General features: G+C 38.6%; 1 protein-coding gene and 1 tRNA gene. One reads left to right on the forward strand and one right to left on the reverse strand.

Going from position 1 to position 1,848, the window contains the following annotated elements:
* Positions 1-50: 50 nt before the first annotated feature.
* A complete protein-coding gene (locus KY055_02815; GenBank protein ID MBZ1345532.1) occupies positions 51-1,544 on the reverse strand; it encodes an HD domain-containing protein in 1,494 nt (497 codons plus the stop codon).
* A 164-nt stretch (positions 1,545-1,708) separates the two neighbouring features.
* Here KY055_02815 and KY055_02820 point away from each other — a divergent pair.
* Positions 1,709-1,780 (forward strand) — tRNA-Arg (locus KY055_02820).
* Positions 1,781-1,848: the final 68 nt, after the last annotated feature.

Raw genomic sequence — 1,848 nt, forward strand, 5'->3', positions numbered from 1 at the left:
ATCTCCTCAACCCGAGTGAGGCGCCTTAGCTGCTAGGCCACGGCCTGTTTCTATGTTACCCAATACTTCTTTTTTGTCATTTCATCTTTTTTCATTTCTAATTTTTCTCTTTCCTCTCGCGCCTTTTGTGCCAAGGAGCTAAGCTCCTTTTCGGTCAATTTTCCTAAATTTTTTATCTCTTTTTCCAAAAATTCTTTTTTGTTTTTTTTCGGCTCATCCAAAACATAACTCAATAGAATATCTAAAATTTGACCCACTTTCGGGCCGGGCAAAATTCCCAAAACTCTCATTACCTCATTGCCGCTGACTTTTAATGTTTTAACCGATATCGGATCTCCGCTGACTTTTTCAATCAGATAACGCAGATGTCTTAATTTGTAGGGCTCGGCTTTGGGAACGCCGGAACCAATTCTGTCGGCCATTCTGACCTCTAATAATTCTTCTATATTTTCCAGTCCCGCCTGGCGAACCAATCTTCTGACCGAACTTTCGGAAACCTCGCCAACATTGTAATAAAAAAGATGATATTTGACCAATTTGCCGATTTTTTCAATGTCTTTTTTAGAAAATCTTAATCGGTTCAAGACCTGAGCCGTCATTTTGGCTCCTAAAATTTCATGTCCGTAAAAAGTGGAATTTAGCCCTTCACCCTGTTTGGTTCTCGGTTTTCCAATGTCGTGAAATAGGGCGGCCAATCTGACATATTTGTTAAAATTCTTTTTAACCGCATATTCCAAAGACCTTAAAGAATGTTCATAACAAGTATAAATATGGTGTTTGTTTTGAGTAATGCCGAAACCCTCTTCTAATTCCGGAATAATATATTTTAATAATTCAAATTCTCTTAAAAGTTCCAGGCCATTTGTTGCTCTTTCCGACATAATAATTTTCAAAAATTCATCTCTAATTCTTTCTTTGGAAATCGCTTGCAGCCAGAAAGAATTTTTTTTAATCGCTTCGGCTGTTTTATCTTCAATCTTCCATTTTTCACCTAACGTAACGGCAAATCTCACCGCCCTGAGCATTCTTAAAGCATCTTCGTTAAAACGTTCTTTGGCATTCCCCACCGCCCGAATAATTTTATTTTTAAGATCCTTTCGGCCATTGAAAGGGTCAATTAAAACGAATTTGGAATTTGTTTGGAGTTTGGCGCTTGGCATTTGGGATTTAACATCCACGGCTATAGCATTTACTGTAAAATCACGACGGGCTAAGTCCTCTTCAATTGTTTTGGCAAATTTTATTTCATCGGGGTGACGTTTGTCGGTGTACTTGGCTTCTTTTCGATAAGTGGTAATCTCAATTTCTTTTAATCTGAGGTCTTCGCCCTCGGTCTGAACGGTTACCGTCAGAAATTTATTTTCATAAAAACTCTTGGGGAATACTTTTTGAATTTCTTCTGGTTCGGCATTGGTAGCTATATCCCAATCCTCCGGTTCCTTTCCTCTTAAAAAATCTCTGACGCAGCCGCCAACAATATAGGCCTCAAAACCCTGTTTTTTCAACTCGTTAATAATAAATCTTACCTCTTTGGGTATTTCCATACTTTTTTAATTCTATTTTAAAATTTGCTTTTTTTCAATTGGCTTTGTAAAATAAAAGAAGTTAAATGTTTTTAAAATCGCCCCCGTGACGTAATGGACCCACGCACCAGAAACTTCGTTTCGGTGCGGGGCGAGTAGCCTTAGGGTTTTTACCCCGCACTTTTGTCCCTGTGGTGAAACGGATATCATAACAGTCTTCGGAACTGTGGTTGGGGGTTCAAATCCCTCCGGGGACACAAAATTAAAAATAGTGCGGGGCGAGTCCTTCCGGGGGCACATAAAAAAATGAAAAATGAAAAATTAA

The organism is Candidatus Nealsonbacteria bacterium, from assembly GCA_019923625.1.
GTDB lineage: Bacteria > Patescibacteriota > Minisyncoccia > Minisyncoccales > RBG-13-42-11 > JAHXGN01.